Origin of the sequence: Acinetobacter sp. 1566109, assembly GCF_000582255.1 — a bacterium.
Lineage (GTDB): Bacteria > Pseudomonadota > Gammaproteobacteria > Pseudomonadales > Moraxellaceae > Acinetobacter > Acinetobacter nosocomialis.
Genome location: NZ_JEYB01000021.1, coordinates 41,430 through 68,133, shown reverse-complemented (window position 1 = coordinate 68,133; position 26,704 = coordinate 41,430). Strand labels below are relative to the sequence as shown.

Here is a 26,704-nt window from a genome sequence, read left to right as displayed (position 1 = left end):
TAGCCTCTTTTTGTCGTCATGGTTTTTCTGCGCCAACAACTGTTATTTATCTTTATTGCTTTTTTGTCTACCTGTATAGGTGTATATGTTGCATGGGATCTGAATCTGACATGGCATAAGTTTTATAGCTATTTGATTTCAGAAAAGGCTATTTTTTCAATTCTCTTTAATTATGCGGTAATTCAACTTTTTTTTATTGTCTTAGGTCGTAAATATACTGCACTCTTTTTAAGCCAATTATTCGTTATATTTTTAAATTTCATTAATAAAAAGAAGCAACAATATTTATTTAGTAATTTAAGCCCTGAAGATATTTTTTTACTTCCTGAGGCAATGAAAGCCACCCCTTGGCACTTACAACTTATTTTTTTCACGCTCATTATTTTCTTCCTTATTGTACTTCTGATTGCTATACGTAAAGAAAGTAAAGTGACTTTTCATACCTATGTTCCCAATATCGTTATTTTTGGATTGCTGGGTAGTGGCTTAATTTATTTAAATTTTATTAAAAATCCTACTGGGGCTTGTTTCTCTGAAAATAAACCCATGATTTGCGCCAGTTTACAAGAGTTTCCAAATACCAGAAATGACTGGATTGGGGACTATCGGAAAATTCAAGATTATGGTTTTGTGACGTTTTACATATCTAAGGTATTAGATAATGTAACGAGTGTATTATTACCTAACCGTAAAGTATCTGAGCAAGACATGCTACAAATTTTGCAGCAGCATCATTTGGATCAATCTTTAGATGAGGATGAAAAGGAATATCCGAACATTGTTATCGTGATGGAAGAATCTTTTTGGGATTCTCATCATTTAGATAGTGGTTTACCAAAAGATTTACTATCTTTTATTCATCAAAATCAAGTGTCTAATTTATTGTCTCCTTCTTTTGGTGGAGGTACTGCAAATGTCGAATTTGAAGTACTTACCAGCCTCAACACAACTTTTTTCCCAAATGAATTGTTATATGTTTCTAAGTTGAAAAAGCCAATTTATGCTCTACCTTATTATTTAAATTCAATTGGTTATCAGACTGTCGCAATGCATAATAACTACAGTTATTATTATAATCGTAATAAGGTATATCCAGACCTAGGGTTTGATAAATTTATATCGCTTGAAAATATGATTGCCCAAAAAGATCGCTCTACAGTCTTTAATTTGGGAGGATGGGCTACAGATGATCTTATTTTTGATTCGATTAAGTCCACTTTAGAAGAGAACGAGCAACAGCCAAAGTTTATTTATGCGATTACTGTTGAAAATCATCCTATGTATAACGATGATCGTTTTGGTAAGCAAAATTATAAATTTAACAAAGAGCTGTCTGAGACTGAAAAGCAAAAGTTAAGTACTTATACTGCTGGAACTGCGCGTGCTAACCAAAAGTTAAAAGAGCTCGCTGAATATTTAAAGACAGTAGATCGACCAACAATTTTAATTGCTTTTGGTGATCATTTGCCAAATCTACAGGAGGTTTATGAGAGTTATGGATTTTTTAAAGATGATCCTGAGCGAACTAACTTAAAAAATTACCAGACACCGTTTGTAGTGTGGAGCAATTATAAATTAGATAAGAAGCCTTTGAAGCAACCTTATATTGCCGCAAGTTTCGTTGCTCCAAAACTATTAAAGTTAGCAGGGTTACCTTTATCTGATTACTATCAATTTGTTGATGATGTCTCGAGTTGTTATAGTGCCATTCACCAAAAATTTATCAATGAAAATCCAACGTGTAATTTTGATAAGAAAGCGCTGTTAAAAGGTTATGAAAATCTAAATAAGGATGTATTAGATGGACATAATCATACTTATAAAATTATGCAGAATAACCAAAAGGAGATGGAACAATAATGTCCCATCTCTTTGAGATGAACTCTATTAAGACTGAATTAATCCAGTCAATTCATCTACATAATGTTGCATTGGCTGAGCTTGGCGGTCTGCACGGCTTTCAATATTAAGACGTAGTAAAGGCTCGGTGTTTGAAGCACGGACATTAAAACGCCACGCACCAAAGTCGAGGCTTACACCATCGGTACGGTCAATTTCCGGGTTTTGAGCAGCATAGAAATCAAAAATCTTTTGAATAGTGATTTGTGTATCAGTTACTTTAAAGTTGATTTCACCACTACAAGGAAACTTGGTAATCATATTTTCAACGAGTGTTGAAAGTGATTGCCCTGTTTCAGAAAGCAGGGCAACAGTAAGTAACCACGGAATCATACCGCTGTCACAGTAAGCAAAGTCACGGAAATAGTGATGAGCACTCATTTCCCCGCCATATACGGCATTGTGTTCACGCATAACGTCTTTAATGAACGCGTGACCAGATTTTGACTGTACAGCAACACCTTTATATTCGTCGACGATATCAAACGTGTTCCACACTAAACGTGGGTCATGCACAATTTTTTCGCCTGACTGTTTAATCAAGAAAGCTTGAGCCAATAGACCCACAATATAGTAGCCCTCAATGAATTGACCTTTTTCATCGAACAAGAAACAGCGGTCAAAGTCGCCGTCCCATGCAATACCCATATCTGCTTTATGCTCAAGAACAGCATTTCGGGTACTGTCACGGTTTTCAATTAAAATTGGGTTAGGGATGCCATTTGGGAAAGTACCATCTGCTTCATGGTGAATTTTAATAAATTCAACTGGTACATTAAGCGCTTTAAATTTTTCTTCAATGGCATCAATCACATGACCAGCTGCACCATTACCTGCGTTTACTACTAACTTTAATGGACGGATTTTTGCAGGTTCAATATAAGTAATTAAGTGATCAACGAACTCAGGCAAAATGTTATAGCTTTGCGTTGTACCTTTTTGGCTAACTTCTTCAAAGTTATTAGTTTCTGCTAAAGCCTGAATTTCTTTTAAACCAGTATCGGCACTAATTGGACGAGCATTTTCGCGAACCAATTTCATACCGTTATAGTCCATTGGATTATGACTTGCAGTAACTTCTATACCACCTTGTACATCGAGATGGAAAGCAGCAAAGTAAACTTCTTCAGTCCCCGTCATGCCCAAATCAAGAACGTCCACTCCCGCATCATTTAACCCGCGGATGGTCGCTTGTTTTAAGGCTTCACTGCTTAGACGAATATCACATCCTACAACCACAGTCTTTGGTTTATAGATTTGTCCGTAAGCGCGGCCAATTTTATAGGCGATTTCTTCATTCAATTCGGTGCCGAGTTTGCCTCGGATATCATAAGCTTTAAAACACGTTAAAGTAGTCATTATTCAATTCAATACATGTGGTTTGAGTTGTGTGCACATTATACATAGATCATGAATCAGGTATGTTTATAGTTTTATATTCAAATTTTTCATTCCATTTCTGTAGTTAATATTTAAGTTTATAAGAAAGTATTTTTACGACTTTAGTCTAATAAATAAATTTATAAATTAGAAATTACTTGATTTTACTTAATAGTATTGGTCATACCAATTATGGTGATTATTTAATTGTTGATCTTGCCAATATCTGTGTTTATGATGCGATCTGCGGTTTAAGGAATAACATTTGCACTTAAATTTTAATTGGTCATACCAACTGTGTTGAATGTTTAAAAGTTTAAGGTAAAAAAATTCGCCCCGGCATTTCAAGGAGATGACAATGCTCAATATGTGGCAACAACTTTATGACCCTTTAAATAATATTTGGCTGTCCAGTGCGGTTGCGTTAATCCCGATTATTTTCTTCTTTTTGGCATTGGCTGTTTTTCGTTTAAAAGGCAGTATCGCGGGTACGGGCACAGTTATTATTGCATTATTGATTGCTCTCTTTTTCTATCAAATGCCGGGCCAAATGGCCTTCGCATCCATTATCTATGGTTTCTTCTATGGTCTATGGCCAATTTCGTGGATCATTATCGGGGCAGTGTTTCTATACAAGATTTCGGTAAAAACAGGCCAGTTTGAAGTTATCCGTTCAAGTATTTTGTCGATTACTGAAGATCAACGTCTGCAAATGTTACTGGTTGGTTTTGCATTTGGTACTTTCCTTGAGGGGGCGGCGGGCTTTGGTGCTCCTGTTGCAATTACCGCTGCACTACTTGTCGGTTTAGGCTTTAAACCACTTTATGCTGCTGGTTTATGTTTGATCGTAAATACAGCACCAGTTGCGTTCGGTGCAATGGGTATTCCAATTATTGTGGCTGGGCAGGTGTCGGGTGTAGACACTATGGAAATTAGCCAGATGGTGGGGCGTCAGTTGCCGTTTTTAACGCTGATTGTGCTGTTCTGGATTATGGCGATTATGGATGGCTGGCGTGGTGTTAAAGAAACTTGGCCTGCGGTAGTCGTTGGTGGTGGTTCGTTTGCGATTGCCCAATATCTTACATCTAACTTTATTGGCCCTGAATTACCAGACATTACCGCTGCAATTGCGTCATTGGTGAGCTTAACTTTGCTGTTCCGCGTTTGGCAACCAAAACATATTTTCCGTTTTGGACCTGAAGCGGGTCAGACGTTGACTCAGCAACCTACTACGGTTCAACGTTACAGTATTGGGAAAATTGCTAAGGCGTGGTCTCCATTTGCTATTTTAACGGTCATGGTAACCATCTGGAGTGTTAAGCCATTTAAAGCATTATTTGCAAAAGATGGTGCTCTTGAACACTGGATTTTTAAACTTGAAGTGCCGTACTTGCATAAATTGGTCGAAAAAATGCCGCCGATTGTGGCAGAGATGAAACCATACGAGGCGATTTATAAGTTTGACTGGTTCTCTGCAACAGGTACGGCAATTTTTATTGCTGCAATCATCACCGCTATTTTCTTAAAAATGAAAGCAAGTGAGGCAGTAACAACCTTTGGTGAAACACTCAATGAGTTGAAAACACCGATTTATTCAATTGGTATGGTGTTGGCATTTGCTTTTATTGCGAACTATTCAGGTTTATCTGCTACTTTGGCTTTAGCTTTATCGCATACAGGTCATGCGTTTACTTTCTTCTCGCCATTTTTGGGTTGGCTTGGTGTGTTCCTTACAGGTTCAGACACCTCTTCAAATGCCTTGTTCTCGGCACTACAGGCAACTACAGCACAGCAAATTGGTATTCCGGAAGTGTTATTGGTTGCTGCGAATACCAGCGGTGGTGTGACTGGTAAGATGATTTCTCCGCAGTCGATTGCGATTGCTTGTGCCGCAGTAGGCTTAGTTGGAAAAGAGTCTGACTTGTTCCGTTTCACCGTAAAACATAGCATCATATTCACTGTCTTTGTTGGCATCATTATTACGGTTCAGGCTTATCTGGTTCCGTGGATGATTCCATAACTCCAGTGAAGGAAACGCGATGAGAATCTCCGATCAAGTGGTCATGAAATTGCAGGCATTAATTGAAGAGCGTCACATGAAAAAAGGTGACCGTTTGCCTGCCGAACGCCAGCTTGCAACTAGCTTGGGAGTTTCTCGTCCGTCTTTGCGTGAAGCCATTCAACAGCTCAATAGTCAAGGTGTACTGATTAGCCGCCGTGGCGATGGGACTTATATTCAGCAGTTACCTGAACAGTGGCCACAGCAACTCATTGTGAACCCAATTAGCAACCTGATTGAAGAAGATCCGTTATACCGTTTTGATGTGCAAGAGGCGCGGTTATTACTTGAAGGTGGCACTGCTTGGTATGCCGCATTACGTTCAACGCCTGAAGATCGAGCCAAAATTCATCATTATTTTAATGAAATTAGCCGTCACCAAAATGCGGGTGACTCAGCACAGGCCGCGGTGGCAGATGCTGAATTCCACTTAGCAATTGCCGAAGCATCTCACAATGTGGTGCTGATTCAAATGATGCGTAGCTTGTTTGATTTGCTGCAATACAACGTCTTGTTAGGGCGTAAGAAAGTTTATAACGACCCTGTCAATGGTGACTTGCTCAGCGAGCAGCATTTTCAGGTGATGGATGCTATTGATCGTAAAGATCCCGAGGCCGCACGCCAAGCTGTCTGCGGTCATATTGAATTTGTGATTAATCATGTGCGTTCTCTGGATGAAGATGAAGCTCGCCAGAAACGTGCAAATCGTTTAAATAGAGTTGATTCAAAATGATTATATCTTCTGGCAATGATTATCGTGCTGCGGCACAACGTCGCTTACCTCCATTTTTATTTCACTACATCGATGGTGGAGCGTATTCGGAATATACCTTAAAGCGTAACGTACAAGATTTGTCAGAAATTGCATTGCGTCAACGTGTGCTGAATGACATGTCCGCGTTGAGTTTAGAGACAAAACTGTTTAATGAAACGCTGTCGATGCCAGTTGCCTTGGCACCTGTAGGCTTAACAGGTATGTATGCGCGCCGTGGTGAAGTGCAGGCCGCGATGGCTGCCGATAAAAAGGGCATTCCATTTACGCTTTCAACGGTTTCAGTTTGTCCGATTGAAGAAGTTGCACCTGCGATTAACCGCCCAATGTGGTTTCAGCTTTATGTATTACGTGACCGTGGTTTTATGCGTAATGCTTTGGAGCGTGCAAAAGCGGCGGGTTGTTCAACACTGGTGTTTACCGTAGATATGCCTGTGCCGGGTGCACGTTACCGTGATGCACATTCGGGTATGAGTGGGCCAAATGCTGCGATGCGCCGCTATATGCAGTCTATGTTCCATCCACATTGGTCGTGGAATGTCGGCTTAATGGGACGTCCGCATGACTTGGGTAATATCTCTAAATATTTAGGTAAACCAACTGGGCTTGAAGACTATATTGGCTGGTTAGGATCGAACTTTGACCCATCAATTTCATGGAAGGACCTTGAGTGGATTCGTGAGTTTTGGGATGGCCCAATGGTAATTAAAGGCATTTTAGACCCTGAAGATGCCAAAGATGCTGTACGTTTTGGTGCAGATGGAATTGTGGTATCGAACCATGGTGGTCGTCAGTTAGATGGCGTGATGTCTTCTGCTCGTGCATTGCCTGCAATTGCTGATGCGGTAAAAGGTGATTTAGCGATTTTGGCTGACTCAGGCATTCGTAATGGTTTAGACGTGGTGCGGATGTTGGCGCTCGGTGCCGATACGGTTTTACTTGGCCGTGCGTTTGTGTATGCCTTGGCAGCAGCAGGTGGGCAAGGTGTGTCGAACTTACTTGATTTAATTGATAAGGAAATGCGTGTTGCGATGACGCTCACGGGTGCTAAGTCGATTTTGGATATTAATGCGGATTGTTTAGTACAGGCGATGAAGCTCTAATATTTTCGTATTAACTTTGATGATATTGGCACGACGGAGTCTTATCCGAAAAGGTTTAATGTAAGTAGCTAATTGACGTTACTTTTTTAAAAAAGTAATCAAAAACCTTTGTTTCGATGACGGTACGTCCTTGCTACCGCATCGAAACGGCGGCATCCCTGCCGCCAATGTGTAGCCAATTTGAATTAAATCTAACACCTAGAGATTAGCTGCTAGTGCTAAGCGTCACTTACAGCCTGCGTGGTAGGAGCAAAATTTTGTTTTTGCAATGTAAATTGAAAAATGGATATAGCGAATAGGTTCTGTAAGTGACAATGGTTTTGATTACTTTTGCCAAAACAAAAGTAATGGAATTAGCTACTTTAAATATTAGTTCTAAATGGAAAAACTCCCTTGAGCTTTTCTGATTTTTAAAAAACTATGTGGTAGGGATGACCAAAAGGAAACCATCATGCAAACATTTTCTCCTCAAGCAGTGATCGAACATTTACAGAATATTGTAGGGCGTTCTTATGTTTTGACCGATGATCAAAGTACGCGTCAGTACCGTCAAGGTCGTCGTTTTGGTGAGGGGAAAGTGCTTGCAGTGGTTGTACCAGGGACCTTGCTAGAGCAATGGCAAGTGTTGCAGGCGGCAATTGAGGCAGATTGTATTGTCATTATGCAGGCAGCAAATACAGGACTCACTGGTGGTTCAACGCCTTATGGCGATGACTATGACCGTCCTGTTTTAGTCATGAGTACACGCCGATTAAAGGGTATTCAAGTCATCCATGATGGCAAGCAAGTCATTTGTTTACCGGGTGCAACCTTAGATAATTTAGAGCAAATTTTAAAAGGCTATAATCGTGAACCGCATTCGGTGATTGGTTCGTCGTGTATTGGAGCATCGGTACTGGGTGGGGTGTGTAATAACTCTGGTGGTGCGTTGGTACGTCGTGGTCCTGCGTATACTGAACTGGCGCTATATGCTCAGGTCAATGCTGCTGGTCAATTGGAGCTGGTGAACCATTTAGGCGTAAATTTAGGCTCGACTCCCGAAGAGATTTTGACGCGTTTAGAGAAGCAGCAATATCAAGCCGTTGATATTTTAGATGACAGTGAAAAACAGGCATCGGACCATCGTTATGCTCACGATGTGACTCAGGTCGATGAAGATACGCCTGCTCGTTTTAATGCAGACCCGTCACGATTGTTTGAAGCATCAGGTTCGGCAGGTAAAGTCTGTGTGTTTGCTGTACGCCTTGATACCTATGAAAAAGTAGAGAGCAGTGTTTTTTATATTGGTAGTAATGATGCCGATGATTTAACGGCCATTCGTCGTTACTTACTGACCTCTCTGCCCAGCCTACCGATTGCAGGCGAATATATTCACCGTGACGCTTACTTGATTGGTGAAAAGTACGGAAAAGACACCTTCTTATTTATTGAAAAGTTTGGTACAGCCAATGTTCCAAAAGCTTTCGCGATGAAAGACAAAGTCGATGGCTTTTTAGAAAAATTTAAAATTAAAGGCTTAACAGACCAGATTTTACAGGCGATTACCTTCTTTTTACCGAGTCATTTGCCGAATCGTATGACCGAATATCGAGACCGTTATGAGCACCATTTGGTTTTACGTGTCGAAAATAATTCGAAAGCACAGACAGAGCAGTTTTTAAAAGAATATTTTACTGTGCATCAGTCAGGTAATTATTTTGTATGTAGTGAAGAGGAAGGTCGAAAGGCGTTCTTACACCGTTTTGCGATTGCAGGGGCGGCAATTCGTTATCGTGATACGCACCGTAGTGAAGTTGAAGATATTGTGGCGCTTGATATTGCGTTACGCCGTAATGACCGTGAATGGGTAGAGCAACTGCCTAGCGAGATGGAAAATAAGATCATCCATAAACTCTATTATGGGCATTTCTTTTGTCATGTATTCCATCAGGACTATATTCTTAAAAAGGGGCATGACCCATTAGAAATGGAACATCAAATGTGGAAATTACTGGATGCGCGCCGTGCTGAATATCCGGCAGAGCATAATGTTGGGCACCTTTACATTGCCAAACCTGCATTAGCCAATTTCTATCAAAAACTCGACCCAACCAATAGCTTTAATGTGGGTATTGGCCATACCTCAAAACTGAAATATTGGGGTAAGGCTAAATCTTAATATCGAGACATAAAAAAAGGCGCCGAAGCGCCTTTTTTAATAGATGATTTATGCTGCTTCTACTGATTTAGCAAGCACTTCAGCCATTGCTTTAGCAACAGTGTAAACATTGTTCATGTTTAAACCTGCTACACAAATACGGCCACTACGTACTAAGTAGATTGCATATTCTTCACGCAAGATATCAACCTGTTCAGCAGTTAAACCTGTGTAGCTGAACATACCTTTTTGGTTTACAAGGTAGCTAAAGTCACGGTCTGGTAACGCTTTAGTAAGTTCATCTTTCAAGATGCTACGCATTTTGATAATACGCTCACGCATCTCTTTCACTTCGCCTTGCCATTGTTGGTTAAGTTCAGCGTCATTTAACACTTCATCAACTAACCAAGCACCTGTTGTAGGAGGGCTAGAGTAAATACGGCGTACAGTCGCTTTTAACTGACCGAATGTGCACTGAGCAGCTTCTGCATCGTCACATACGAAAGTTAAGCCGCCAACGCGTTCGCCATATAAAGAGAAGATTTTAGAGAACGAGTTGCTCACGATGAAGTTTAGACCCGCTTGGTCTAAGGCACGAATTGCATACGCATCTTCTTCCATACCGTCACCAAAACCTTGGTAAGCGATGTCTAGGAATGGAATAAGGTTACGATCTTTTAATACTGCAATCACTTGGTCCCATTGCGCTGGGTTTAAGTCAGCACCCGTTGGGTTATGGCAGCATGGGTGTAACAACACAATGCTTTGCTCAGGCAAAGTTTTAAGTGTAGACAACATACCGTCAAAATCTACACCACGCGTTTCTGCATCGAAATATGGGTAGAAATGAGTTTTGATGCCAGCGCCATTGAAAATCGCAACGTGGTTATCCCAAGTTGGTTGGCTTACCCAAACGTCTGAATTTGGGAAATAAGTTTTTAAGAAATCTGCACCAACTTTCAATGCACCTGAACCACCAAGCGTTTGGATGGTTACAGCACGGCCAGCTTTAACTGCTGGGCTGTTTGCACCAAATAAAAGTGCTTGAATTGCTTCACGGTAAGGTTTGAAGCCTTCCATTGGCAAATAAAGTTTGGTTTTACCGTTCTTAGGCTCAATACGCTTTTGCGCCTCGATAATGGTTTCTAACTGAGGAACAATGCTGTCTTCGTTATAATAAAGACCAATACTCAAGTTTACTTTTTCAGAACGAGTATCAGCATTGAACTGTTCCATTAAAGAGAGAATTGGATCGCCTGCGTATGGGGGGATATGTTGAAACATCAAAAAAGTCCTTTCATTCAACAATATGCATAGTGCTGGGTTTTTTCTGTCTCGAAAAATACGCCACAACTATGTCGATGCTCAATAATGTATCAATAAAGCTACCGTGAAGCACCTGATAATTTCACTAATATCGATATTTTCTGGATGAAAATGATAAAAAGATTTAAAAGAAATTACGGTAAATAGAAACTAATTTCTAACTCATGCTTTCATTCAAGCAGATTGTCTACAATCTTACTGTAATACATTGGTTGTAGACTAAAGTTTGAAACAAAAGATTAGCGGTCGAAAAGCAACTAAAAAAGTATCATAAATCTATAGGTAAAATAATATTAAATATATGTTTTATAAAGACTAATTTGTAAGTGGTTTAATGGTTTAAATATAAGGTGAGGTAACAGGCCGAACGATAAAAATTGACCTGATGCGTTCTGAAAAGTGTCAACAATCACCTTGATTTTTTTCATTCATCCCGCTATAAAACTCATAATTGATTAAAAATTGTCGACAATATGCAAGATTTGACCTTCGCACCAGAGCCACTACAAAGTCAGGGAAGAACACTGACCGAGAATGTATTTAAGCAAATACAGACGGCGATTGTTTTAGGTCAAATTCCGGCAGGTAGCAAAATTTCTGAGCCTGAACTGGCGCGCACTTACGGCATTAGCCGTGGGCCTTTGCGTGAAGCAATTCATCGCCTTGAAGGGCAACGTTTAGTTGAGCGTACTGCACATGTGGGCGCGCGCGTGGTTTCGCTCTCACTGCAACAGTTTAAAGAGCTTTACCAGATTCGAGCGTCTTTAGAGGGTTTGGCCTGCAAACTTGCGGCACAGCATATTGATAAAAAGCAAATTTTGGCGCTACGTGATGTATTACGTATGCATGCTGAAGATGAAAATTTTAAAGCAGGTAAAGGATATTACTTGCAAGAAGGGCAGGACGATTTTCACTACTGCATTATCAAAAGTAGTGGCAATAAAACCCTAGAAAAAATGCTATGTGATGAGCTTTATCATCTCATCCGTATGTACCGAATTCAGTTTTCAAACACACCCGATCGACCAAGCAAAGCTTGGGACGAACATATCCGTATTTTAGATGCAATTGCAGAAGGCGATGGTGAACTTGCCGAGCTGCTCATGCATCGACATATCAATGCTTCTTACAAAATTATTGAGCAAACACTGCTACAAGCACAAGGAGAACATAACAATGGCTAAACAATCCGCAGGTCAGCTATTTCGCGATGCCGTAGCCCAAGAAAAGCCATTACAAGTGGTTGGAACCATCAATGCCAATCATGCACTTTTGGCAAAACGTGCAGGTTATAAAGCGATTTACTTATCAGGTGGTGGTGTAGCAGCTGGTTCTTTAGGTTTACCTGATTTGGGAATCAGTAACCTTGATGATGTGTTGACCGACGTACGCCGTATTACTGATGTATGTGATCTTCCATTATTGGTCGATGCGGACACAGGCTTTGGTGCTTCTGCATTTAACATTGCACGTACTACAAAATCACTGATCAAGTTTGGTGCTGCGGCAATGCACATTGAAGACCAAGTGGGCGCAAAACGTTGCGGTCACCGTCCGAACAAAGCCATTGTGACTCAAGAAGAAATGGTTGACCGTATTAAAGCAGCAGTTGATGCGCGTGGTGATGACAGCTTCGTGATTATGGCGCGTACCGATGCGTTAGCGGTTGAAGGCTTACAAGCTGCAATTGACCGTGCGGGTGCCTACATTGAGGCAGGTGCAGACATGTTGTTCCCTGAAGCAATTACCGAGCTTGATATGTACAAGCAATTTGCTCAGAAGACAGGCGTACCAATTTTGGCAAACATTACCGAGTTTGGTTCTACACCACTGTTTACCACTGAAGAGTTGGCATCTGCCGATGTAAGTCTTGCGCTTTATCCGCTTTCTGCTTTCCGTGCCATGAACAAGGCAGCCGAAACTGTGTATGAAACCTTACGTAAGGAAGGTACACAAAAGAACGTGGTTGATATTATGCAAACGCGTAAAGAGTTATATGAACGCATTAACTACTACGCGTTTGAAGACTACTTAGACAACGCATTTGCTAAAAAGAAATAAATAAGCCCTCTTTTAAAAGAAGGGGAAGCGATGGTCTTGGCTATCGTGAGGGCGGCATGGATGCCGCTACGTTGGATTGCGATATAGGGATATATCGTCAGGCCAACAAGGATTTTTGCTTACTTTTCATCCGTGAAAAGTAAGGCGAACGGCAGGTTAAACCAAAAATTGGATGAGAACTCGGCAAGACGCTGTCGCGTTTTCATCCAAGTAAAAATTGAACAAACAACAAATTCTGGTTGATATAAAGGATGATTCTATGAGCTCAAATGAAACAACAACAGGCTTCAAACCAAAAAAATCAGTTGCACTTAGCGGACAAGTTGCAGGCAACACAGCACTTTGTACCGTAGGACGTAGTGGTAACGACTTGCACTATCGTGGCTATGACATTCTTGACCTTGCAGCGGGTAGCGAGTTTGAAGAAGTTGCTCACTTGCTCGTACATGGCAAATTACCAAACAAAGCTGAACTCAAAGCATATAAAGCAAAATTAAAAGCACTTCGTGGCTTACCGGCAGCACTTAAAACTGCACTTGAGCAATTACCACCATCTGCACACCCAATGGACGTGATGCGTACTGGTGTTTCAGTACTAGGTTGCTTAACGCCAGAACATGAAGACCACAACGAAGCGGGCGCAAAAGAGATTGCTGATAAATTAATGGCAAGCTTGGGTTCAATGCTGCTCTATTGGTATCACTTCAGCAACAACGGTCGTCGCATTGAAGTTGAAACAGATGATGACTCAATTGCAGCGCATTTCTTACATTTACTTCATGGCGAAAAACCATGTGAAGAGTGGATTCAAGCGATGCATACATCACTTATTTTGTATGCTGAGCATGAGTTCAACGCATCTACATTTACGTCACGCGTGGTTGCAGGTACAGGTTCTGACATGTACTCGGCAATTACAGGCGGTATTGGTGCACTTCGCGGACCTAAGCACGGTGGTGCAAACGAAGTTGCATTCGTGATTCAACAACGTTACGACAACGCAGACGAAGCAGAAGCTGACATCCGTAAACGTGTTGAAAATAAAGAAGTCGTAATCGGATTTGGTCACCCTGTATATACAGTTTCTGACCCACGTAACGAAGTGATCAAGAAAGTGGCGCATGACTTAGCAGAAGCGCAAGAGAACACCAAAATGTACCTCATCGCTGAGCGTTTAGAAGCAGTAATGAAAGAAGTGAAAAACATGTTCCCGAACCTCGACTGGTTCAGTGCGGTGAGTTATCACTTAATGGGTGTTCCAACTGCAATGTTCACACCGTTATTCGTAATTGCGCGTACAGCAGGTTGGTCAGCACACGTAATTGAACAACGCCAAGACGGCAAAATTATTCGTCCAAGCGCGAACTACACAGGCCCTGAAAACCTCGAATTTAAACCATTGGCGGAGCGTGGTTAATGAACACAAAATACCGTAAACCGCTGGCAGGTACCCAGCTTGAATATTACGACGTGCGTCAAGCCGTTGAAGATATTCAGCCAGGCGCATACGAAAAACTGCCTTACACCTCTAAAGTACTTGCAGAGCAATTGGTACGCCGTGCCGATGCCGAGAACTTAACTGCTTATTTAACGCAGTTGATTGAACGCCGTCAGGACTTGGACTTTCCTTGGTATCCTGCGCGTGTGGTGTGTCATGATATTTTGGGTCAAACTGCTTTGGTTGACCTTGCAGGTTTGCGTGATGCGATTGCCGACAAAGGCGGTGACCCATCTAAAGTTAACCCAGTTGTGCCAACACAACTGATTGTTGACCACTCTTTAGCAGTGGAATACGGTGGTGCTGACCCAGACGCTTTTGCAAAAAACCGTGCTGTTGAAGACCGTCGTAACGAAGACCGTTTCCACTTTATTGAGTGGACTAAAACCGCATTTAAAAATGTCGATGTGATCCCTGCTGGGAACGGCATTATGCACCAGATTAACCTAGAGAAAATGTCTCCGGTCATTCAGGCGCGTGATGGCGTAGCATTCCCAGACACATGTGTCGGTACAGACTCACATACACCACATACAGACGCTTTGGGCGTAATTTCTGTGGGTGTTGGTGGTTTAGAAGCTGAAAACGTAATGTTGGGCCGTGCATCTTGGATGCGTCTGCCAGACATTATTGGTGTTGAATTGGTTGGTCAACGTCAGGCAGGCATTACTGCAACAGATATCGTGTTGGCTCTAACTGAATTCTTGCGTAAAGAGCGTGTGGTTGGTGCTTACCTTGAGTTCTTTGGTGAAGGCGCTGACAGCATGTCTGTGGGCGACCGTGCAACCATTTCGAACATGACACCAGAATATGGCGCTACGGCTGCGATGTTCTACATTGACCAAAACACAATCGACTACTTACGCCTAACAGGCCGTGAAGATGCTCAAGTGGCATTGGTTGAACAGTACGCAAAAGAAATCGGCCTTTGGGCATCTGAAATGACCAAAGCAGAGTACCCTCGTGTACTACGTTTTGATCTGTCGACAGTAACACGTAACATTGCTGGCCCATCAAACCCACATGCACGTGTTTCAACTGCGGACCTTAAAGAAAAAGGCATTGCAGGTGTAGTTGAAAACCGTTCTGATGGCTTAATGCCAGATGGCGCGATTATTATTGCTGCCATTACTTCGTGTACTAACACCTCTAACCCACGTAACACCGTGGCGGCAGGTTTGTTGGCACGTAAGGCAAATGAACTTGGCTTAACACGTAAACCGTGGGTGAAATCATCATTTGCACCAGGTTCAAAAGCGGCTGCACTTTACCTTGAAGAAGCAGGTGTTCTAAAAGACTTAGAGAAACTTGGTTTTGGTATTGTGGCTTACGCTTGTACAACGTGTAACGGTATGTCGGGTGCGTTAGATCCAGCTATCCAGCAAGAAATTATTGACCGTGACTTGTACGCAACCGCAGTACTCTCTGGTAATCGTAACTTCGATGGCCGTATCCATCCATATGCAAAACAAGCATTCTTGGCATCTCCACCGCTTGTTGTGGCATATGCAATTGCGGGTACGATCCGTTTTGACATCGAAAAAGATGCGTTAGGTCATGACAAAGAAGGTAACCCGATTTACCTCAAAGACATTTGGCCATCTGACGCTGAAATTGATGCCTTAGTTAAAGAAGCCGTGAAGCCTGAACAGTTCCGTAAAGTCTACATTCCAATGTTTGACTTGGGCGAAGTTGAACAAGCGAAAAGCCCACTTTACGACTGGCGTCCACAAAGTACTTACATCCGCCGTCCACCATATTGGGAAGGGGCGTTGGCTGCACCACGTACTTTGGCAAACATGCGTCCGCTTGCGATTTTGGGCGACAACATCACCACCGACCACTTGTCGCCTTCAAACGCGATTTTGATGGACTCGGCTGCGGGTGAATACCTTCACAAAATGGGCGTACCAGAAGAAGACTTTAACTCATACGCAACGCACCGTGGTGACCACTTGACTGCACAACGTGCAACATTTGCCAACCCGAAACTTTATAACGAAATGGTTCGCCGTTCAGACGGTACCATTAAGCAGGGTTCAAAAGCGCGTGTAGAGCCAGAAGGCGAAGTGATGCGCATGTGGGAAGCGATTGAAACCTACATGAACCGTAAGCAACCGTTAATCATTATTGCGGGTGCTGACTACGGTCAGGGTTCAAGCCGTGACTGGGCTGCAAAAGGTGTACGCCTTGCAGGTGTTGAAGCAATTGTGGCAGAAGGTTTTGAGCGTATTCACCGTACTAACTTGGTGGGTATGGGCGTGTTACCACTTGAGTTTAAACCGGGTGTAAACCGTAAGACTTTAAAACTAGATGGTACAGAGCTTTATAGCGTGATTGGTAATATTGCGCCGCGTTCGACTTTAACTTTAGTGATTGAACGTGCCACAGCGGATGGTAAAGAAGAGATTCTTGAAGTGCCTGTGACTTGCCGTTTAGATACAGAAGAAGAAGTTTCTGTATATGAAGCGGGCGGTGTATTACAGCGTTTTGCACAAGACTTTTTAGAAGGCCAAGTGGCTTGACAACGCTTTAACATTGTAAAAAAGTGAGGAAAGCTCTATCTTAGGACGGAGCTTTTTTTATTTGTTACCGTGAGATTATGCTAAAAGGTATTTGGATAGAAAACTTTAAAAGTTATCACACAGGACAACTTTTGCCTTTAGCGCCTTTAACATTAATGATAGGGGCGAATGCTTCTGGAAAATCAAATGCTATAGAGGCTTTTCGTTTTCTCAGTTGGTGTGTCGGTGGAGAAAAATTAACAACAATTCAAAATCGTATTAATGACTCTGAAAAGATCTTTAGAGGAGATGTTCGTGATTTATTCCATTTTAAGTCGAAAGAATTTACTTTAGGTGCGGATTTTTCTAAATTTTTTTCTGAGTTAAGGATTGAAATTACATCTAATGAACTAAATGAGCTAACTATAAAAGATGAGTGGCTGAAATTTACGAATTCACAAAAATATTTATATAAAATTGATACTTTTCCTCAAAACCTAAAAAAAAGGATAACCAAGGAAGACAAATTACTTAAAATTGAACTTTCTCCTACAACACCTAATCAAAGTCTTAAGGGTATATTTACTCAGTATGATAAAAATGCATCTAATCTGCAAAGAATAAAAAATTTATTGCAGTTAAGAGCCGATGATGAGGAGCGATTTGATGAGCGATTTCAACAAAGACTTCATGAATTACTATTTATCGAGAAAGTATTGTCTAGCACATATTTTTTTGATTTTGTACCCTCCCAGATGCGTCAAGAAAGCTTAGAAGAAATAAAGTTGCGACCAAATGGACAAAATTTATCAGGTGTATTGTATACACTATGGCAGAATGAAGAACATCAAAGAAATATTTTAGAGTTTATTAGAAATTTGCCTGAACAAGATTTTAAAACTCTAACATTTTATAAAGATCATAGGGAGCGTATTGAATTAGCTTTAGTTGAAAATTTCGCTAGTCAAGAACAGGAATGGAGTTGTGATGTTTTATCAGATGGAACTTTAAGAGTTTTAGGTATAGCTGCTGCCATTTTATCTGTGCCTGAAGATTCTACACTGGTGATTGAAGAGATAGATAATGGTATTCATCCATCCCGAGCTAAATCATTACTTAGCACAATGTTAGTTTTTGCTGAAAAACGTCATTTAAAGCTTTTACTTACAACGCATAATCCTGCACTCATGGATGCTCTACCAGATAAAGCCTTAGGTGATGTAGTTTTTGCATATCGGGATCCAAAACAGGGTGATAGCCGTTTAATTCGATTGAGTGATTTAGAGGATTATGAAGGTTTAGTTTCTCAAGGGTCATTAGGGGAGTTGGTCACAAAAGAAGTAGTTGATCGTTTTGTAAAAAATCCTATTTCTAGCGAAGCAAAAAAACAAAAAGCTTTAAATTGGTTGGAACAAATGCGCGGGATATCTCATGAGTAGCATTTGTTTGGTAGATACCAGTATCTTTCTTAATATTTTGAATGTTCCTAATCGCAATAACGAAAGGAATGAAATTTTAAAGCAATTTCAAGAATATATAGAATTAGGATGTAGCTTTATTATTCCGATGGCAACAGTCATTGAAACAGGTAACCATATTGCACAGAATGGTGATGGAAATACTCGGCGTGAAGTTGCACAATTTTTTGTTAATACTTTAGAAAAAACTTTTACAGGTGAAGCACCTTTTCGTATTTCTAAGTGGTTATCACAATCTGAAATTAAAGCATGGCTTGCAGAGTTTCCTAGTCATGCTCAACGGAATAAATCTTCAACTAGAACAACAGAGGGTACAAGCTTTGGTGATTTATCAATTATTAAAGAGTTTGAACAAAATTGTACAAAATTTCCAATGAGTGAGATTTTTATTTGGTCATTAGATGATGATTTAAAAGCCTACCATCAAACAAGTGCATAAAGCTTTCCATTTTAGACAATGCATGAGTAGAAATAGCTTACCTTTACATCACATCACATCACTTTAAAAAACCAATAACTATTGATTTCTAAAATCTCTTTAATCAAAAGATTGTATTAATGTGTAATTTCAAACACATAAAAAAGCCCGACATCCTGTCGGGCTTTTTCGTATTTGGTTGCTAGATATGACTCCTGTCGTATCTCACGATCCTGATGCATGAACCTATTATTGTTGTTTTATGTTCCGGAACATCCTGTTCCTGTATGAGTTCATATTAGAAAAAAAGCAGGGGACAGCCAATCCGCTAAATCCCTAAATCTGTGTAAGATAAATCGTACAAATAACATTTTTTGCATTTATGCCATCATCATCGGGCGAAATGGACAATTGACATTCACTTTAAGTGGGTTATATTCCTGTTTAATATATATACGATTATAGGAATGTAATCATGGTAACAGCTGGCGAAAAACCCGGAACAGGCTTCTATTTCTGTGCTCAGTGCGGTCATAGAGTGTTTTTAGAAATTAATACAGACCCTTTACCACCTTGCACGAAATGCTACTGCACACAATTTAAACGTTAAGAATGAAATAATATTTGCGCTCGCATTTAACAAAAAGCCCTGTCACCCGATGGGGCTTTTTGTTAATTTAAAAATAAGACTTACATAACAAGACCCGTGATGGGCATGAAAAGAAAACCGTTATGGAAACAATATTGGGTTTATGTATTGGTGTGGGCCTGAGCGCTGCCTGCGGTTTTCGCGTGTTTGTGCCGCTATTGGTCATGAGCATTGCCACTATGATGGGATGGTTTGAACCATCGAAAGGCTTTGAGTGGTTAGCTCTGCCATCGGTGTGTTTGGCCTTAGGTGTGGCAATAGTGGTGCTGATTGCAGTTATTTGGGTGGTGCGTTGGATTCGCCATAAAAAGCAAGAACAGGCGCATACCCCGCTATAGGTGTGTGCAAATATCAATTTTTAATAAGCATAAAAAAAGCCCGACATCCTGTCGGGCTTTCTTGTATTTGGTGATTAGATATGACTCCTGTCGTATCTCACGCTCCTGGTGCTTGAACGTATTATTGTTGTTTTATGTTCCGGAACATCCTGTTCCTGTATGACTTCATATTAGGAAAAAAGCAGAGTGTCGCCAATCCGCAAAAGCCTTAAAAGCTTGTAAGAAAAATCTTACATGAGTGAATGACTTCGGAAATCGGTTGTACTAGAGACATGCAAGCGGATAGGTAGGGCCTCTTTTATGAATAATCCTTTAGGGCTGTGAGAAGAAAAAGAGTTGTTATTGATAACATTATGTTATTTTTAAATTCTGCTTATAAAAAGAACAATTTTTCGGGAGAAATAAATGACCGTTATGTTGGTAAAACCTCATTTAAAGTTTAAAGAAAGCTATAACAACTATATTAATGAATTAGCAGATGAAGATCGCCACCCTTTAACAACAGAGTTTGACCATACAGATTTTGAAAGTTTTTTGAATAAACTAAGAGATTATGAAAAAGGGGAGTCCCTAGAAGAAGGGCATGTTCCTAACATTACATATTGGTTAGTAGAAGATAATGAAATTATTGGTGCATCTAACTTGCGCCTTAAACTCAATGAGCAGATTGAATATTGTGGTGGGCATATTGGTTTAGGTATTCGTCCCTCTAAACGTGGGCAGAATTTTGGCTCGAAATTGTTGGAACTTACAATTCAGGAAGCATGGAAATTAGGCTTAACAGAGTTACATATACATTGCTATAAATCTAATTTAGCTTCTGTAAAAACCATTCAAGCAAACAATGGCCGCCTTCATTCTGAAATTACTCTCGATCAAGTGGTTCAAAGATATGTGGTGTATAAAACTCTATAAGAATTTTCTTTTAGATTATTTTTAAATAAGCATAAAAAAGCCCAACATCCTGTTGGGCTTTTTCGTATTTGGGTACTAGATATGACTCCTGTCGTATCTCACGCTCCTGGTGCTTGAACGTATTATTGTTGTTTTATGTTCTGGAACATCCTGTTCCTGTATGAGTTCATAATAGGAAAAAAGCAGGGTGTCGCCAATCCGCAAAAACCTTAAAAGTTTGTAGGATAAAACGTACAAGAACGCCTTTTATTTATCTTATTTTGAATTCGTCTTTAGGCCTCTGCGCCACAATAGACTTTAATTTTTTGCGCTGATTTAAAGTAAAACCCCATTGCGACACAGAGATAAAGAGTTAAGCCAACGTTTAGCCCAGACTACTTTTGTCACACCGCTGTATAGTGCTTAAAAAAGTAGGGGCAAAGTCCCGTGGGAGAACAGGACTTTGCAAACTGACATGTTCTAGGCGCTGCATGAGCTTTGGGGAGTAGGTTTGTTCGAGTCGCTGGTAAATACATTCGCAACTGGTCTTGCTATGCCCACCCGATAGGCAAATTTTTTCAAATTCTTGCTGAGTGTGGAGGTTACAGCCTGAAATACCCAAGCTCACTAGAACAAAACTTAAAGCCAAAAAAGGTTTATAAATTGTCATATTGTTCTCATAATGATTTGTATCTATGAGTAGAATAAAAATATAATCTGTTTAAAAATTAAAATAATTTTTTAGGTAATAATTAATCCTCCCATGCATACAGGAAAATAAAATTTTAAAATAAAAATAATTTATAAATTTAAAAAATAGGGCGTAAAAAACCAAATTTTAAATCAATAAAATAGTTAAATAAGAGAGAAAATGAGTTTGAAAAATGGCATAGTCAACTCCTTAAAAAATGGAGTTCTACCACCAGATTACCGCGAATTAATTAGGGTGGTAGAACGAAAGGGGGTTGACAGACTGGACTCGTAGAACCAGCACGCGCGGGGCGTCCCCCTCCCGTCCTACCGCAAAGAAAGGGGACGCAAGGGTCTAACGAATTATAGTAGAACTACAATTCGCTACGAGTTACGGTCTGTCAAAACCGTCTGGCAATGTAGGCCAGCAACGGAATAATAATCGGTGATTTTAAATACGTCAATTTAATATTTAAAATATTTTTGATTTAATAATAAAAATAAATATGTTTTTAAAATAAAAATTTTATTATTAACTTTTTATTTATATTTGATGAGAAAAAATAATAAATATAGAAATATTTTGCCAGTTCCAAAAAAGAACTTGGTTGTTAAGATCTATTTTTGTCGTTTTTATAGAGATAAGAATGGAACGTGTTGTCATCACAGGTATGGGAATTAATTCTTGTATTGGAAATACATTAGAGAAAGTAACCGAGTCCTTAAAAGCAGGCCGCTCAGGCATTCGCTATAACGAAGTCTATGCAAAACTGAACTTTCGAAGTCATGTGAGCGCCACTGCCGAAATGAATTTTGAAAATATTGATCCTGAGCTAAAAAAACACATGGGCGTCTGCGCGATGTATGCCTATAACTCGGCACTCGATGCGCTACAACATGCCAAGCTTGAAGTAACTGACATTGCCAACAACCCAAAATATGGCGTGATTGGGGGAACAGGCGGCACCTCAACAGCGTCTATCATCGACATGCTGCATACCCTAAAAGAAAAAGGCGCAAGCGAAGTATCACCCGATTTAGCACCACGCTACCTCACCAGCACCATTAGCTCTAACTTATCACGCGCTTTCAATCTGAAAGGCGTATCTCAATCGGTTGCGAGTGCCTGTGCGACTTCAGCCGATGCAATCGGTTATGCATTTCACCTTATTGCCGCTGGCAAACAGGACTTGATGCTCGCTGGGGGCGGTGAAGAAGACCATTGGTCGCAAACCGCAATATTCGATGCGATGGGCGCCTTATGCTCTAAATATAACGATGCACCAGAAACCGCTTCACGCCCATATTCAAAAGATAACGATGGCTTTGTGATCGCTGGCGGCGGTGGCATGGTGGTTTTGGAGTCTTTAAGCCATGCCCAAAAACGCGGAGCAAAAATTTTAGCAGAAGTGGTTGGGTACGCTGCCAATAGTGATGGTGTTGATATGGTGGCTCCAAGTGGCGAGGGGGCGACTCGTTGCATCAAACTGGCACTCGCAGAAGCCAAGCAAAACGGCTCTGACACCATCGACTATATCAACACACATGGCACTTCAACGCCGGCAGGGGACATTCCCGAACTATTGGCCATAGAGCGAGCTTTTGGTGGCGAAGAAGTACCGCCACTGAGTTCGACCAAGTCGATGACTGGACATAGTTTGGGGGCCGCAGGGGTACACGAAGCCATTTATTCTATTTTAATGCTGCAAAATAACTTTATTGCGCCGAGTATTAATATTACCGAACTGCGCGAAGAAGCTAAAAAGTTCGATATTGTTCAAACAAGCCGAGAAACCGAACTAAAAACAATGATGAGTAATAGCTTTGGTTTTGGTGGCGTAAATACTTGTCTGGTTTTTAGAAAGTGGGAAGGGTAAGTTAAACTCGAAATATATATGGGCGTGAGAAAAAGAATAGATTCAAATAGTTAAGAAAAGCGTAATGGATTACGCTTTTTCTCTCATCAGACATAGTTTAAGCAGCTTGAATGGCTTCTCCACAAAGAGAAACAGTTTCTTGTTTATGTTGGTGTAGGTACCAGAACTGATCTGCAACTGTTTCTGGATGTACCGCGTAGGTTTTATCCTTCGCTTCTGGGGTTCCATCTACAAAACCATTCACAATGACTTGGCTCACATAAACATTTGAGTCAGCAAGACTATGAGCAAGTAAGTTGGTGGCCTTGTATTGAGCGGCAGCGGTGGTTGCTAACGATGAATATTCTTTGGCAACCAAGTCGATACCCACTGCATCGAAAGCAAAAATTCCGTTTGTCGATAAAATGCTACCGTGGTTCTTCTCTAAATCACCTAAGCAAGCTTGTACCGACGCAATATAGCTCGAAACACGAATATGAAAGCTTTTAGTAAGCTCTAGTGGAGGGGTTTTTAAGATATTGCTTTCAATATCATGGAAAGCATTCCAATGAATATTTTTAATCTCTCCTAATTGATCTTTAATGCGTTTAATTAGGTTTGGTATATCTTCAAGAACCGCTAAATCACATGTAAAAGCATAAGCTTCAATACCTTGTGCTTTAAGTTCTAAGATGGCTTTTTCAAGTTTTTCAGCATTACGCGCCACTAAACCGATTTTATAGCCTTCTTTACCAAACTTATGTGCCACGGCTTTGGAAATACCTGTTCCATAACCAAAAATTATAATATTTTTGTTCATTATAAAGTTCCAAAAAACCAATTATTTGGTTAGAAATAATTTATAATATGTTTTTATAATGTATTCAAGCGAAAAAATTAAATCTAAAAATAATGCAGAAAGAACAAGACAAAAATATGAAAAACAGAAAGAAGTTAGTTGGGTTTGAATACTTCGGATGATGTAGCTTTTATTAAAATTTCAAATTTATAAAAAACCTAGAGTAGTGTTTTCCGAATTGAAGAAATGTTTACTATCTATTTTCTAATAGGATCATAGAGTGATTTAATTGGTAAAATAAACCGAAAAATAGAAGTAAAGTGAAATTTAAATATAACTAATTATAGGTAAATGGGAATAAATTCTTTTAAATTTGTCTAATGGCGTAAAAATTCCCAAAAATATTAAAAATTCGCTTTTCTTAGAAAAACAATCCCGCAGGGTGCTGGCTAAACTATATCTCAAGGGTGTGATAGGGATCGAAAAGAGTAGCATGCACCAAAACGTATAACGTTAGTGTGTACTCACCCAAAAGGTCTCGATTCGGCTTAGGACGCTATAGATCAAAAGTTTATAGGCACAAGGTTATAACTTACAAAGTTATGATTGTTGAAGTAAACCATAGATGTTTTCCCTTGACACCCTAAAAAATTCTCTATAATAAAAACTATACTTTACAAGAATATAATTTATGAATAAGCCTTATCTTTCTGCTTTACCTAGCGACAGTCAAATCTCATCTCAATTGAACAATGCCTACTTCCACGACTCGTGGAGTATTGTGCTTGGTCAACCCGACCTGAATGTATTTGGGCAACTTATTAAACTGTTCCATCACACTCCAGAGTGGGTAGAGTGGAGCATGAATGTGCGTAATAAAATTACTTCAAAGATTGGGCTTAAAGACTTAGGAAGTTTTAAGCAAATTGATTCGAATAAAAAAGAAAATGAGTATGTCACAGGCGACCGAATTGGAATTTTCACCTTACGGCAACGTACCGAAAATGAGTTAGTTATGGGAGATGATGACAAGCATTTAAATGTGACTTTATCTATTTATAAGAATGAAAAGACTCAAGTACTGACGGTAACCACAGTGGTGCATATTAAAAATTGGCTTGGAAGACTCTACATGGTTCCGGTGATTCCTGCACATCGAAAAATAGTGCCAGCAACTTTACAAATATTGGGTTAAAGCATTATTTTTATTTACGATGTTGTCGCCTGAAATCATTTATATAATATCCTTATTATTATAATTGCGAGCTGAATAAGATGGAGAATAAAAACCAGTGTCGCCAATGCGCCGTATGCGGAAAGAATTTCCCGTTAAAAGATCTGGTTTCGGGTGAAGTCATTCGAAATGTGATTAGCGATGAAATTATCCAAGATCATCCAGATTGGAATTACTCAAGCTTTATTTGTCGAGCCGATCTGGCAGATTATCGAATTAAATACGTGCAATCATTATTACGCTCCGAAAAGGGCGAACTCTCTAATTTAGAAAATGAAGTGATTGGCAGTATGCAACGCCATGAATTAATTAGCCGAAATACAGAGTCAGATTTTGATCAAAAGTGGACGTTTGGAGAAAAATTAGCAGATAAAATCGCGTCATTTGGTGGTAGCTGGGCTTTTCTCATTTGTTTTGCTTTATTTTTAACTGGGTGGATTGTCTTAAATACGGTTGTGATGGTGGTCCGTCCCGTTGACCCTTATCCTTTTATTTTGCTGAATTTAGTGCTGTCATGTTTAGCCGCAATTCAGGCACCTATTATTATGATGAGTCAAAATCGTCAAGAAGCCAAAGACCGTTTGCGCTCTCAACATGACTATCAAATTAATTTAAAAGCTGAGCTTGAGATTCGCCATTTGCATGAAAAAATGGATCATCTTTTATCGCATCAGTGGGAAAGGCTTGCACATATTCAAGAAATTCAGCTCGATCTTTTAGCTGAAATGAATAAAAAGCGATAAAGATTTTTCGAGTTTCACGTGGAACATGATGATAGCTTATAGATTGTTTTGCGGTAGGTCTGAAATTTCTTTATGATTTGCCGCCATGCTCCATTGCTGTTTCTACGACCATGCCTTTAAACGACAACTTTGTTTACGCTCCACCACAAGATCCGCTTTCCATTCTATTTGAAGATGACGATTTGATTGTGGTTGATAAACCCGCGGGTTTGTTGTCGGTCATGGGCCGGTTACCTGAGCATCATGACAGTGCTTATTTAAGGGTGCTGGAAAAGTTCCCTTTGGCTAAAGTGACGCATCGTTTAGATATGGCAACCTCGGGTTTACTTATGTTTGCCAAGCACCGTGATGCAGAAGTCGCGGTAAGTAAAATGTTCCAGGCCAGAACAGTCAAAAAGCATTATATTGCTTTGGTGCAAGGCCAAGTCGCACAAGAGGGTAGTGTTGAAGTTCCACTCATTACCGACTGGGAAAATCGCCCAAGACAAATTGTACATTTTGAATTAGGCAAACATGCCAAAACCTTATTTCAACCTCTCACCTATGATGAAAACACTGATCAAACTCGGGTGTTACTTGAACCAGTCACAGGGCGTTCACATCAGCTACGTGTACACATGATGCACATTGGCCATCCGATTATGGGCGACAAGCTGTATCACCCTGAACCTAAACGTTTTCATTTAAGCCGTATGGCCTTACATGCTGCGTATTTGGCTTTTCAACATCCATTGAAAGGAACCGATGTCGTGATTGAGTCGCAAGTGCCTTTTTAAAAAATTAAAATTTGATGCAATTCGCAACTGAATACATATCCAAACTGCAATAAAAGTCGGTTATTCTTGATGTCGAATAATACAAATTAG

Annotated in this window: 22 protein-coding genes and 1 pseudogene; 18 read left to right on the top strand and 5 right to left on the bottom strand. The window is 40.2% G+C overall.

The window, feature by feature from the left end; translation table 11 throughout:
- Positions 1-18: 18 nt before the first annotated feature.
- Positions 19-1,860: an LTA synthase family protein gene (locus tag J582_RS14950; protein WP_032048179.1), complete on the top strand. Its 1,842-nt coding sequence runs from the start codon at positions 19-21 to the stop codon at positions 1,858-1,860.
- A 27-nt stretch (positions 1,861-1,887) separates the two neighbouring features.
- Here the strand turns inward: J582_RS14950 and J582_RS14945 are convergent, their stop codons facing one another.
- Positions 1,888-3,258 (bottom strand): phosphomannomutase/phosphoglucomutase, encoded by a 1,371-nt coding sequence (locus J582_RS14945; RefSeq protein WP_032048178.1) that lies wholly within the window; start codon positions 3,256-3,258, stop codon positions 1,888-1,890.
- 373 nt (positions 3,259-3,631) lie between these two features.
- Between J582_RS14945 and lldP the strand changes: the two genes are divergently transcribed.
- The 4 genes from lldP to dld all read left to right on the top strand — a co-directional run bounded on the left by lldP (position 3,632) and on the right by dld (position 9,371).
- Positions 3,632-5,299 carry an L-lactate permease gene (lldP, locus tag J582_RS14940; RefSeq protein WP_171073049.1) on the top strand — a complete coding sequence of 556 codons (1,668 nt, stop codon included), beginning with the start codon at positions 3,632-3,634 and terminating at the stop codon, positions 5,297-5,299.
- Between the two features lie 19 nt (positions 5,300-5,318).
- Positions 5,319-6,071 carry a transcriptional regulator LldR gene (gene lldR / locus J582_RS14935; RefSeq protein ID WP_004711163.1) on the top strand — a complete coding sequence of 251 codons (753 nt, stop codon included), beginning with the start codon at positions 5,319-5,321 and terminating at the stop codon, positions 6,069-6,071.
- Entirely contained in the window at positions 6,068-7,213 is a 1,146-nt protein-coding gene (lldD, locus tag J582_RS14930; protein WP_031996596.1) for an FMN-dependent L-lactate dehydrogenase LldD, read from the top strand. Before lldR ends, lldD begins: the two co-directional genes overlap by 4 nt.
- A 451-nt stretch (positions 7,214-7,664) precedes the next feature.
- On the top strand, positions 7,665-9,371 hold the full coding sequence (gene dld / locus J582_RS14925) for a D-lactate dehydrogenase (protein WP_032048176.1): 1,707 nt from the start codon (positions 7,665-7,667) through the stop codon (positions 9,369-9,371).
- 48 nt (positions 9,372-9,419) lie between these two features.
- Here the strand turns inward: dld and J582_RS14920 are convergent, their stop codons facing one another.
- Together J582_RS14920 and J582_RS26025 are read right to left on the bottom strand one after the other, a co-directional pair.
- A complete protein-coding gene (locus J582_RS14920; RefSeq protein WP_000486246.1) occupies positions 9,420-10,634 on the bottom strand; it encodes an aromatic amino acid transaminase in 1,215 nt (404 codons plus the stop codon).
- Positions 10,635-10,969: 335 nt separating this feature from the next.
- Positions 10,970-11,104 (bottom strand): hypothetical protein, encoded by a 135-nt coding sequence (locus tag J582_RS26025; RefSeq protein ID WP_081405538.1) that lies wholly within the window; start codon positions 11,102-11,104, stop codon positions 10,970-10,972.
- Positions 11,105-11,149: 45 nt separating this feature from the next.
- Between J582_RS26025 and J582_RS14915 the strand changes: the two genes are divergently transcribed.
- From J582_RS14915 to J582_RS14880, 9 genes and pseudogenes are all read left to right on the top strand, one after another.
- A complete protein-coding gene (locus J582_RS14915; RefSeq protein ID WP_001153627.1) occupies positions 11,150-11,860 on the top strand; it encodes a GntR family transcriptional regulator in 711 nt (236 codons plus the stop codon).
- On the top strand, positions 11,853-12,737 hold the full coding sequence (gene prpB / locus J582_RS14910) for a methylisocitrate lyase (protein ID WP_001118924.1): 885 nt from the start codon (positions 11,853-11,855) through the stop codon (positions 12,735-12,737). Before J582_RS14915 ends, prpB begins: the two co-directional genes overlap by 8 nt.
- A gap of 259 nt (positions 12,738-12,996) precedes the next feature.
- On the top strand, positions 12,997-14,154 hold the full coding sequence (gene prpC, locus J582_RS14905; RefSeq protein ID WP_032048175.1) for a 2-methylcitrate synthase: 1,158 nt from the start codon (positions 12,997-12,999) through the stop codon (positions 14,152-14,154).
- A complete protein-coding gene (gene acnD, locus J582_RS14900; protein WP_032048174.1) occupies positions 14,154-16,760 on the top strand; it encodes a Fe/S-dependent 2-methylisocitrate dehydratase AcnD in 2,607 nt (868 codons plus the stop codon). Before prpC ends, acnD begins: the two co-directional genes overlap by 1 nt.
- 77 nt (positions 16,761-16,837) lie before the next feature.
- A complete protein-coding gene (locus J582_RS14895) occupies positions 16,838-18,178 on the top strand; it encodes an AAA family ATPase (protein ID WP_032048173.1) in 1,341 nt (446 codons plus the stop codon).
- Positions 18,171-18,656 carry a hypothetical protein gene (locus tag J582_RS14890; protein WP_032048172.1) on the top strand — a complete coding sequence of 162 codons (486 nt, stop codon included), beginning with the start codon at positions 18,171-18,173 and terminating at the stop codon, positions 18,654-18,656. The genes J582_RS14895 and J582_RS14890 overlap by 8 nt, the downstream gene beginning before the upstream one ends.
- A gap of 454 nt (positions 18,657-19,110) precedes the next feature.
- Entirely contained in the window at positions 19,111-19,245 is a 135-nt protein-coding gene (locus J582_RS27085) for a zinc ribbon-containing protein (RefSeq protein ID WP_001983336.1), read from the top strand.
- 122 nt (positions 19,246-19,367) lie between these two features.
- Positions 19,368-19,571, top strand: a pseudogene (locus J582_RS14885) (DUF4126 domain-containing protein); the annotation flags it as partial.
- Positions 19,572-20,027: 456 nt separating this feature from the next.
- Positions 20,028-20,537: a GNAT family N-acetyltransferase gene (locus J582_RS14880; RefSeq protein ID WP_032048170.1), complete on the top strand. Its 510-nt coding sequence runs from the start codon at positions 20,028-20,030 to the stop codon at positions 20,535-20,537.
- Between the two features lie 364 nt (positions 20,538-20,901).
- On the opposite strand, the gene J582_RS26015 is transcribed toward J582_RS14880, so the two are convergent.
- Complete coding sequence (locus tag J582_RS26015; RefSeq protein WP_032048411.1) at positions 20,902-21,186, bottom strand: hypothetical protein; 285 nt, start codon at positions 21,184-21,186, stop codon at positions 20,902-20,904.
- A 667-nt stretch (positions 21,187-21,853) separates the two neighbouring features.
- Between J582_RS26015 and J582_RS14875 the strand changes: the two genes are divergently transcribed.
- The gene (locus tag J582_RS14875; RefSeq protein WP_032048169.1) at positions 21,854-23,083 is read left to right on the top strand and encodes a beta-ketoacyl synthase N-terminal-like domain-containing protein; all 1,230 of its coding nucleotides are present in this window, start codon (positions 21,854-21,856) and stop codon (positions 23,081-23,083) included.
- A 97-nt stretch (positions 23,084-23,180) separates the two neighbouring features.
- Here the strand turns inward: J582_RS14875 and J582_RS14870 are convergent, their stop codons facing one another.
- On the bottom strand, positions 23,181-23,882 hold the full coding sequence (locus J582_RS14870) for an SDR family NAD(P)-dependent oxidoreductase (RefSeq protein ID WP_032048168.1): 702 nt from the start codon (positions 23,880-23,882) through the stop codon (positions 23,181-23,183).
- Between the two features lie 670 nt (positions 23,883-24,552).
- Here J582_RS14870 and J582_RS14865 point away from each other — a divergent pair.
- The 3 genes from J582_RS14865 (at position 24,553) to J582_RS14855 (ending at position 26,614) form a co-directional block, all read left to right on the top strand.
- Positions 24,553-25,056, top strand: coding sequence for a DUF2867 domain-containing protein (locus tag J582_RS14865; protein WP_032048167.1), 504 nt, complete (start codon positions 24,553-24,555; stop codon positions 25,054-25,056).
- 80 nt (positions 25,057-25,136) lie between these two features.
- On the top strand, positions 25,137-25,838 hold the full coding sequence (locus J582_RS14860) for a DUF1003 domain-containing protein (RefSeq protein ID WP_032048166.1): 702 nt from the start codon (positions 25,137-25,139) through the stop codon (positions 25,836-25,838).
- Between the two features lie 110 nt (positions 25,839-25,948).
- Positions 25,949-26,614 (top strand): RluA family pseudouridine synthase, encoded by a 666-nt coding sequence (locus J582_RS14855; protein ID WP_006582347.1) that lies wholly within the window; start codon positions 25,949-25,951, stop codon positions 26,612-26,614.
- Positions 26,615-26,704: the final 90 nt, after the last annotated feature.

Bases quoted from the DNA above. Each gene is read 5' to 3' on its own strand.
- J582_RS14855 (WP_006582347.1), top strand. From the start codon at position 25,949: ATGCCTTTAAACGACAACTTTGTTTACGCTCCACCACAAGATCCGCTT.
- prpB (WP_001118924.1), top strand. From the start codon at position 11,853: ATGGCTAAACAATCCGCAGGTCAGCTATTTCGCGATGCCGTAGCCCAA.
- lldD (WP_031996596.1), top strand. From the start codon at position 6,068: ATGATTATATCTTCTGGCAATGATTATCGTGCTGCGGCACAACGTCGC.
- J582_RS14945 (WP_032048178.1), bottom strand. From the start codon at position 3,258: ATGACTACTTTAACGTGTTTTAAAGCTTATGATATCCGAGGCAAACTC.
- J582_RS14915 (WP_001153627.1), top strand. From the start codon at position 11,150: ATGCAAGATTTGACCTTCGCACCAGAGCCACTACAAAGTCAGGGAAGA.
- J582_RS14950 (WP_032048179.1), top strand. From the start codon at position 19: ATGGTTTTTCTGCGCCAACAACTGTTATTTATCTTTATTGCTTTTTTG.
- prpC (WP_032048175.1), top strand. From the start codon at position 12,997: ATGAGCTCAAATGAAACAACAACAGGCTTCAAACCAAAAAAATCAGTT.
- J582_RS26025 (WP_081405538.1), bottom strand. From the start codon at position 11,104: ATGAAAAAAATCAAGGTGATTGTTGACACTTTTCAGAACGCATCAGGT.
- J582_RS14860 (WP_032048166.1), top strand. From the start codon at position 25,137: ATGGAGAATAAAAACCAGTGTCGCCAATGCGCCGTATGCGGAAAGAAT.
- J582_RS14880 (WP_032048170.1), top strand. From the start codon at position 20,028: ATGACCGTTATGTTGGTAAAACCTCATTTAAAGTTTAAAGAAAGCTAT.
- lldR (WP_004711163.1), top strand. From the start codon at position 5,319: ATGAGAATCTCCGATCAAGTGGTCATGAAATTGCAGGCATTAATTGAA.
- J582_RS14895 (WP_032048173.1), top strand. From the start codon at position 16,838: ATGCTAAAAGGTATTTGGATAGAAAACTTTAAAAGTTATCACACAGGA.
- J582_RS14865 (WP_032048167.1), top strand. From the start codon at position 24,553: ATGAATAAGCCTTATCTTTCTGCTTTACCTAGCGACAGTCAAATCTCA.
- lldP (WP_171073049.1), top strand. From the start codon at position 3,632: ATGACAATGCTCAATATGTGGCAACAACTTTATGACCCTTTAAATAAT.
- J582_RS14920 (WP_000486246.1), bottom strand. From the start codon at position 10,634: ATGTTTCAACATATCCCCCCATACGCAGGCGATCCAATTCTCTCTTTA.
- J582_RS14890 (WP_032048172.1), top strand. From the start codon at position 18,171: ATGAGTAGCATTTGTTTGGTAGATACCAGTATCTTTCTTAATATTTTG.
- J582_RS27085 (WP_001983336.1), top strand. From the start codon at position 19,111: ATGGTAACAGCTGGCGAAAAACCCGGAACAGGCTTCTATTTCTGTGCT.
- J582_RS14875 (WP_032048169.1), top strand. From the start codon at position 21,854: ATGGAACGTGTTGTCATCACAGGTATGGGAATTAATTCTTGTATTGGA.
- J582_RS26015 (WP_032048411.1), bottom strand. From the start codon at position 21,186: ATGACAATTTATAAACCTTTTTTGGCTTTAAGTTTTGTTCTAGTGAGC.
- acnD (WP_032048174.1), top strand. From the start codon at position 14,154: ATGAACACAAAATACCGTAAACCGCTGGCAGGTACCCAGCTTGAATAT.
- dld (WP_032048176.1), top strand. From the start codon at position 7,665: ATGCAAACATTTTCTCCTCAAGCAGTGATCGAACATTTACAGAATATT.
- J582_RS14870 (WP_032048168.1), bottom strand. From the start codon at position 23,882: ATGAACAAAAATATTATAATTTTTGGTTATGGAACAGGTATTTCCAAA.